The sequence below is a fragment of the Acinetobacter sp. YH12126 genome, assembly GCF_013418745.1.
Taxonomy (GTDB): domain Bacteria; phylum Pseudomonadota; class Gammaproteobacteria; order Pseudomonadales; family Moraxellaceae; genus Acinetobacter; species Acinetobacter amyesii.
In genome coordinates this window covers 1-7,454 of the sequence record NZ_VPBM01000038.1, presented here as the reverse complement: position 1 = coordinate 7,454, position 7,454 = coordinate 1, and the positions used below count along the sequence as shown (strand labels likewise).

General features: G+C 35.9%; 7 protein-coding genes, 1 pseudogene and 1 other annotated feature. Of the genes and pseudogenes, 4 read left to right on the top strand and 4 right to left on the bottom strand.

Features of this window, described 5'->3' with window-relative positions; all coding sequences use genetic code 11:
* Positions 1–225 precede the first annotated feature (225 nt).
* Entirely contained in the window at positions 226–699 is a 474-nt protein-coding gene (locus FTU62_RS16990; protein ID WP_180079334.1) for a hypothetical protein, read from the top strand.
* Positions 700–755: 56 nt separating this feature from the next.
* On the opposite strand, the gene FTU62_RS16985 is transcribed toward FTU62_RS16990, so the two are convergent.
* Positions 756–1,916, bottom strand: a complete 1,161-nt coding sequence (locus tag FTU62_RS16985; RefSeq protein ID WP_180079335.1) for a glutathionylspermidine synthase family protein — start codon at positions 1,914–1,916, stop codon at positions 756–758.
* A gap of 3 nt (positions 1,917–1,919) precedes the next feature.
* The gene (locus tag FTU62_RS16980) at positions 1,920–2,270 is read right to left on the bottom strand and encodes a hypothetical protein (RefSeq protein WP_180079336.1); all 351 of its coding nucleotides are present in this window, start codon (positions 2,268–2,270) and stop codon (positions 1,920–1,922) included.
* Between the two features lie 123 nt (positions 2,271–2,393).
* Between FTU62_RS16980 and FTU62_RS16975 the strand changes: the two genes are divergently transcribed.
* Positions 2,394–2,744, top strand: a complete 351-nt coding sequence (locus FTU62_RS16975; RefSeq protein ID WP_180079337.1) for a multidrug efflux SMR transporter — start codon at positions 2,394–2,396, stop codon at positions 2,742–2,744.
* 133 nt (positions 2,745–2,877) lie between these two features.
* Here FTU62_RS16975 and FTU62_RS16970 read toward each other — a convergent pair whose 3' ends face one another.
* Entirely contained in the window at positions 2,878–3,303 is a 426-nt protein-coding gene (locus FTU62_RS16970; RefSeq protein WP_180103255.1) for a hypothetical protein, read from the bottom strand.
* 113 nt (positions 3,304–3,416) lie between these two features.
* The gene (locus FTU62_RS16965) at positions 3,417–4,742 is read right to left on the bottom strand and encodes an ISNCY family transposase (protein ID WP_180103254.1); all 1,326 of its coding nucleotides are present in this window, start codon (positions 4,740–4,742) and stop codon (positions 3,417–3,419) included.
* 519 nt (positions 4,743–5,261) lie between these two features.
* On the opposite strand from FTU62_RS16965, the gene FTU62_RS16960 reads away from it, so the two are divergent.
* Together FTU62_RS16960 and FTU62_RS16955 are read left to right on the top strand one after the other, a co-directional pair.
* Positions 5,262–6,626, top strand: coding sequence for an NAD(P)-binding domain-containing protein (locus tag FTU62_RS16960; RefSeq protein ID WP_180036244.1), 1,365 nt, complete (start codon positions 5,262–5,264; stop codon positions 6,624–6,626).
* A gap of 226 nt (positions 6,627–6,852) precedes the next feature.
* A pseudogene (locus FTU62_RS16955) lies at positions 6,853–7,323 on the top strand (IS3 family transposase); the annotation flags it as partial.
* Positions 6,983–7,100, top strand: a sequence feature (AL1L pseudoknot). (Overlaps the previous pseudogene by 118 nt.)
* Positions 7,324–7,454: the final 131 nt, after the last annotated feature.

Sequence of the window (7,454 nt, the reverse complement as noted above, 5' to 3'; positions counted from 1 at the left end):
CTAAAGATTCAACTTGAAGGAATATATCTTGGGAGAGATATCTTCCTTTTTATTTTTTATTCAGACAGCACTGCGTTTTCTAGTACTAAATATGTGAGAGTTTCGTATAAGAGATTTTATGTTAAATATGTTGTAAAACGACTATAAATGGAAAAGCATATATTACTTTACTTTTTTAATTGACTTGATAATGTGTTCAACTTAGTGAAATAAGAGACAAAAATAATGTATTTTTGGAATACACAAGCTTTAGCACATGAATTATCAGCAAATACTTTAGAGAAGAAACACTATAAGAATTACTATTTAATGACTGCTTTGCTTATTACTATTGTTTATTATTACGGGATGTATTCCCCATATACTGATATTCAAGTGATTGGTTTCGAAGGAATATTGACGATTTTTATTATGTTTCTAGGGATTCAATTTGCATATAAAGCAAATGGTGGAGATGGTGGAGAGCATTTTCTAGGTAGAATTACAGCTTTATCATTTCCAATTCTAGTGCAAACAACAGTTGCTGGGCTTATTTTTGGATTCATCCTTCTAGGCTTATATTTTGGTTTAGAGCTTGAGGGAACAGCTTTTGATTTTTGGTTTGAGTGGTGTATTTCAATATTCACAATTTTTTTACAGATTTTATTTTTTACTCGCTTAGTTTTTTATATGAAACGAGTAGCAGCACATAGTATTTAAAAAGAGCCGTCTTTTGACGGCTCTTTTATTAGAATCAAAAGGTATCCTAAAGTAAGTTATTCAATAAAATAATGTGAAGCAAAATGAGCATCATTTCCTATAATATCAAATACATCTTCTCGTAAAGACATCCCTGCACATTTATCACCTACCATCCAAAGTCCTAATGTTGGAAGCATACCGTCATGTAGAGGGGTTTTAACCCATTTCTGCATGACATAGCCATTTTTATCATAATCATCAAAATAAAAACTACCAGATGCAGCACCGCAATCAACATTGTTCTGCATAATGTGAATGTTTGCTCCCTCACGGGCTAGGATAGGCTTTCTTGCCCACTTTCCTTGATAATGCTGTGTAGGATCGTAACTATGGGTTTCAACTAATAATGGGTGATTTGGAAAGCGTTTCCATAATTCAACTAAAATAGCTTTGTTGGATAAAAGCATTTTCCAACATGGTTCGATCCATTGTGTTGAATTGGATATTAAGTTTGAGAAGTTTTCTTCCCAGAGATATTCCCACGGATAAAGTTTAAAAAGATTTTCAATTGGTTTATTTTTTAAATCAACAAATTGCTCACTATTCCAACCTATATTATTCATGGATAGCTCACTTACATTCATCCCTGCTTGGAAAGCAGTATCCATAAGGTATTCTAAATTCCCCCAATCTTCACGCCCCGCACTTTGACATGCAGCAAAATGGATTTTGGTGTTTTTAGGGAATAATTGCCCCCAACGATCAATTAGATCTTCATGGATACTATTAAATTGGTCACGATTAGGAATGCCATTTACTTGTTCGACCCAATGCCATTGCGCAACAGAGGCTTCAAGTAAGCCAGTAGGTGTATCCGCATTGTATTCCAGCATTTTTATGTTTTCGCCATCATAAGCGAAATCAAAGCGTCCATAGAGCATAGGGGCTTTAATACGCCATGAATGTTCAATATGTGGAATTGCTTGTTCTGGAATTTGAAAATAGGTAGGGTAATTACCACGTTGAATCATGTCATCAGCAATGCTTAAGCACATTTGATGTAATTCATTTGATGCATCTTCAAGTTGTTCAATTTGTTTTAACGTAAACTCATAAGCAACACCCTCAGACCAATAAATTGATCCATCCCTAGAGTGAAGATTATAGTAATCAAATCCAATTTGAGTATGCATCTGTTCCCAATTTTCACGTTCAGGTAATAAAACACGTTTCATTGTTTAACCTCCTGACGAACCGCTACTACTTCCAAATCCGCCACGTATCGGTGTGGATTTGGATGCAGAGTTGAGTTGAGTGGAAATAAGGGGGTTACCGTTATGGCGTTTACCCGTTGCTTTGACGACTTTTCCTAAATAACGAACTTTACGATTTTTTTTATAATATTGTGGACCAACAAAAGCGGAAACATAACCACTAGAACCTGTTGAATCAGGCTCACATAATTCATATCGCCAATCCTGTCGGCAATCATATTGGTTGTTATAAACGTCTTGCTGCAAAACATTACTTTGACTACATGCCGTAAGTAAAAGTGGTACGACTACTAACGACAGTTTTTTAGTCCGCATGATTAAAAAAACCTATTTATTCCATATAGTTTGGTGTAAAAATCATCTAAATTTTAGATTTTACTATCTTATTTACCTACTAAGATAAAGTACAGTAATACAAAATATATTTTTATGATTTCTATGAATATTTCGTTCTTATCTAATGTTGGGTATTTATACCTAGCTTGTATCATCGTTATTGATATTTTAATGATGTTTTTTTTAACACAAGCTGATGGTTTTAATAATAAAAAGGCAACTGTGCTGAGTTTATTATGTTACGCCATTACATTTGTCTTTGCGGGACTGGCTTTGAAACATTTACCAACAGGAATGGTGTATGCACTTTGGGGCGGTGTTGGCACAATTGGTTGTGTCTTAGTTGCACATTTCTTCTTGGGGCAGAAATTAGATTTCGCAGCACATATTGGGATCGGTTTTATTGTAATTGGGGTTGTAATTATTGAATTTTTTTCTGAAAGTACAAGTTAAATTCATTTTGTCGCATTAAGAATAAATTAAGTTTCTCTAAAATTGACATAATACACGTTATGCGAAATTTTCAAAAATTATAGTGAAAATGCGAGCTTAAGGGATCAAAATTTAGCCCGCTAAATTATTAGTACTATATCACCTCGTAGTACTCTTCAAATGATGACACTATTGTTAAATCAGGTAATAAATCAGGATGTTCTTCTTTAATAATTTCAATACATTTTTGATTTGCTGTAATGACTTGGAGTGGATCCACTGGATAAGTAACAATCATAGGAAATAAATGTATTAGCTGAAAAACAGATTGTTCCATTTTTAAATCTCCACATGGCTTAATAATCGTTACATCTTTTACAGCTAAATTATCTTCATAAAAATCAATATAAAAGTGGCATTGATTATGAACTATATGTTCCTTATGGACCTCATCACCATAATCTAATAAGTAATAATTTTCTTCTTTTTCAATACAATAAGGGCTAAAAATTTCTAAGACTTCTTCTTTAGTGGCTGCACCTTTACTACTCATTCCAATAATAAAATATTCGATTCCCATTATTTTTCTCTGATTATTTAGTCTGTTTAATATTTAACATAAAATCTCTTATACGAATAACAACTGTTATTCCCAAGTAGAAATGTCCTACCTAATAACCAAATAGAAATGTCCTATATGGACATTTCCAAGTCAAGCACAGGATTCAGATTTCGTTGTTGAATCGCTGTTTTCTGTGCACGTCTACTTGGCATCTTTTGAGAACGATTGCGTTTGTTTTGTTGTTCCAGTTCTTCATGCTGTTGTTGGATATGATTCAGAACAGCACCCAACCGTTTATTCTCAACAATCTCTCGCTGATTCAGCTGACTTAATTTATCGAATAGGCTGTAATTGATCTTTCGGCCATCATGCATGAGGGCTACAGTACCATCCGGGTATTCCATGAACTCAAGATACTTACCGATCAACCTTTGATTTTCTTCGGTGTTTTCTAGGAGATATACGCATTTATCATAAGTAATCGTCAGGATATTCGTGACTCTGCGGGGTTCACGCCAAGTAAAAATATCATCTAATTCTTCGGCTATTTCAGTGATAGGCCGATGTAGATCCTTAGGATTAAAAGCCATCTTGGCGAACTTCTGATTGAACTGCTCAGTGAAGCAGGGTAGCCAGGCATTCGCTTGCTCAATCGAGTAGATGCCTTCCAGGCGCATCTCCTTGATCAGACGGTCCTGAAGGGTTCTGTTGGCACGTTCCACACGGCCTTTGGCCTGTGGTGAATTGGCGAAGATGATATCGATATTCAGGGTGCTGAGTACACGTCCAAACTGGGTAATCTCGGTGTCTTTCTTGCTGCTTTGATTCACTCTAAAGACTGAATGTTTGTCGCTGTAAAACGCTAAAGGCTTACCGTGCTGTTCGACATATAAACGTGTTGAAATCATATAGTCAAAAGTTGATTCTGACTCACAGAAGCGTAAATGCTGTAATTTGCCTGTGGCATCATCAATGAACACCAGTAGACAGCATTTAGCAGCGCGTTCTTCAAACCAGTCATGGTGTGAGCCATCAATTTGGATCAGTTCACCAAAGCAATCCCGGTTGTAACGAGGCTGATACGGGCGTTTCAGGCGCTTGGATCGAGGAATCCATAAGTCAGCTGCAATCATCCAGGAACGCAGGGTTTCTACTGAAAGGTCGAGTCCATGTACGGTGGTGAGCTTTTCATGCGCTAAAGTGGGCCCGAAACCATGGAGTTGGTCAGAAACAATATTGAGGCATTTGAGTCTGAGTTCTTCAGGAAGTTTGGAATTGCTGATTTGGCCACGACCAGCATGGGCTAATGCAACTGGACCTTGGGCTTTGTATTTCTGCAGTAAGCGTCTGATCTGACGTTCTGAAATATGAAGTAGCTGAGCAGCATGGGATTGAGTTATGCGTTGATCGCAGATTTCCTGCAAGACCGACAATCGTTTAAGTTCTTTATCCGACATAGACACCAACATATCAAACCGTCCGCTAAGGAAATTGCAGAAGTGCATATTCTCAAAGCGGACATTTTTACTTTGGAGAAACCGGACATTTCTATTTTGGAATTACAAAAGAGACTTCGCATAAGAGATTTTATGTTAAATATACGATTAAAATTCTAGGCTATGAAACGTTGTTTGAAAATCTTCTGCATTAAAGCTTTATATTGTAAGGATTTTTTACTCTGATCTTCAGGTTATTCAAAATTAAATTAAAAAAATTTAGAAGTTAAATTGTTATATTTAATATTATTATTTATATTATATTTTTATATGAGTTTTTATGATATAGTTTTTATTCTTTTCTGTATGTTATATATCCAATATAAATGTAGCCTACAATATTTTTTTTTACTTCGCATCCTATTTTGAGTGGATTATCCTTAATCTATAAATTTAGGTTTGTACATAAACTATTCTTACGATCCTAAATAAAATCAAAATTGGAGATAGGCGAAGCTATTAAAACTAATGGAGATAGCGATGACTAGAATAGCAATTATTGGTTCAGGTCCTAGTGGCATGGCACAATTAAGAGCATTCCAATCAGCAAAGGCCAAAGGTCTAGAAATTCCAGAAATTATATGTTTTGAAAAACAAAGTGATTGGGGGGGGCAATGGAACTATACTTGGCGTACAGGTGTAGATGAAAATGGAGAGCCCGTTCATAGTAGTATGTACCGTTACTTGTGGTCTAATGGGCCAAAAGAAGCATTAGAGTTTGCGGATTATACGTTTGACGAACATTTTAAAAAGCCCATCGCCTCTTACCCACCAAGAGAAGTGTTGTGGGATTATATTAAGGGTCGTGCGGAAAAAGCCAAGATCAAACATTTGGTCAGATTCAATACCGCGGTGCAGCATGTCTGCTACGATGAACATAAAAAGAAATTTACTGTTGAAGTAGAAGATTACAAGAACCAAAGACACTATGTGGAAGAGTTTGACTATGTGATTGTAGCCTCAGGGCACTTTTCGACACCAAAAGTACCCGTATATAAAGGCTTTGATCGTTTTCATGGTCGTATTTTACATGCCCATGATTTTCGTGATGCCCGTGAATTTGCAGATAAAACGGTACTGCTTGTGGGCAGTAGCTATTCGGCTGAAGACATCGGTTCACAATGCTACAAATATGGCGCGAAGCAAATCTATAGTTGTTATCGTAACAAACCGATGGATTTTAGATGGCCGAAAAATTGGTCTGAGAAAAAACAGCTAATACGTGTAGATGAACGTAAAGCTTATTTTGGAGATGGTACTTCGGCAAAAGTTGATGCGATTATTTTGTGTACTGGTTATCTTCATCATTTCCCATTTATCGAAGATAAATTGCGTTTAAGAACACACAATTGTTTATATCCACTAGATCTTTACCAAGGTGTGGTATGGGAAAAAAATCCCCGTTTATTTTATCTAGGTATGCAAGATCAATGGTATACCTTCAATATGTTTGATGCCCAAGCTTGGTATGTTAGAGATATCATATTAGGTAAAATTTCTTTGCCAAATATCATGGAAATGCAACATCATACTGAGAAGAAGCATTTAGAAGAGAAAGCTCTAAGTACAGATGAAAAGAAAGCACGTTTCCAAGGTGAATATGTGAAATATTTAATTAGTGAAACAGATTACCCTAATTTTGACGTTGATGGGGTGCATAATATTTTCATGCAGTGGAAAAAGCACAAGAAAGAAAATATTATGGAATTTAGAGATAAAACGTATCGTTCAGTTATGACTGGAAAAATGGCAAGACCACATCATACGCCTTGGTTAGAAGCTCTCGATGATTCTTTAGAGAACTATTTAGATTCAGAAGGTGCTAAAGAGAAAAATTTTATTTAGCTAAAATTTAGAAAAGTAGCTAGAAGTCAAATGGGAGCTTTGCTCCCATTTTTATACGATAAAATTCATATACACGAGTAAGTTTATCTAAAAGGTGCAGAATCACATTTGAAAATTGCTAATAAAATATTAGAAGATTGAATATTCATCTAAAAAGTTTCTATATAACCCGAATCGCGGATAAGAAATTGACTTGAAAAATAGGAGGACTAGAGCCATCCGTTAGATTGGTTGTACTCCTGAAACACTTCGTGCCTGGCATCAAAAGCATTTAGATCAGCAAAATCCTATTAAAGTACAACAGATATCTGATCAAGAAAAAATGAAGCAAATGGAACGTGAAATTAAAGAATTAAAGCGTGCTTTCGTCCAGGCGGAGCTCGACCGCCCACACAAATAATAATGGATTTCATCCATAATAATAAAGTGTTATACGGTGTTGATGCGATTTGTAGGATTTTACCGATCTCAGCTTCAACCTATTAACGAACTTTAGATCTCGCTGACAATCCAGAACATCGAGCGAAACGAGATCTACATGATGTAGCATCATGCTGAACAAATTAAACGAATTTGGAAAGAAAGTTCAGGCCGATATGGTGTGCTTAAGGTCTGGCAACAATTGAAACGTGAAGGTTATGTTATCGCACGTTGTACAGTTGCTCGATTGATGCAGAAGCTAGGTATACAAGGTGTTATGGTGTTAGCGGCAGTGTAAAAATGACCCCCTAATGGCATTTAAAAACTGACCCCCTTGGTTAATATAGCGGTCATTTTGGACTGCTCAACATGTTAACTTTGGAGCAAGCAGTGACAATCCAAATACTT

Bases quoted from the DNA above. Each gene is read 5' to 3' on its own strand.
- FTU62_RS16990 (WP_180079334.1), top strand. From the start codon at position 226: ATGTATTTTTGGAATACACAAGCTTTAGCACATGAATTATCAGCAAAT.
- FTU62_RS16985 (WP_180079335.1), bottom strand. From the start codon at position 1,916: ATGAAACGTGTTTTATTACCTGAACGTGAAAATTGGGAACAGATGCAT.
- FTU62_RS16980 (WP_180079336.1), bottom strand. From the start codon at position 2,270: ATGCGGACTAAAAAACTGTCGTTAGTAGTCGTACCACTTTTACTTACG.
- FTU62_RS16975 (WP_180079337.1), top strand. From the start codon at position 2,394: ATGAATATTTCGTTCTTATCTAATGTTGGGTATTTATACCTAGCTTGT.
- FTU62_RS16970 (WP_180103255.1), bottom strand. From the start codon at position 3,303: ATGGGAATCGAATATTTTATTATTGGAATGAGTAGTAAAGGTGCAGCC.
- FTU62_RS16965 (WP_180103254.1), bottom strand. From the start codon at position 4,742: ATGTCGGATAAAGAACTTAAACGATTGTCGGTCTTGCAGGAAATCTGC.
- FTU62_RS16960 (WP_180036244.1), top strand. From the start codon at position 5,262: ATGACTAGAATAGCAATTATTGGTTCAGGTCCTAGTGGCATGGCACAA.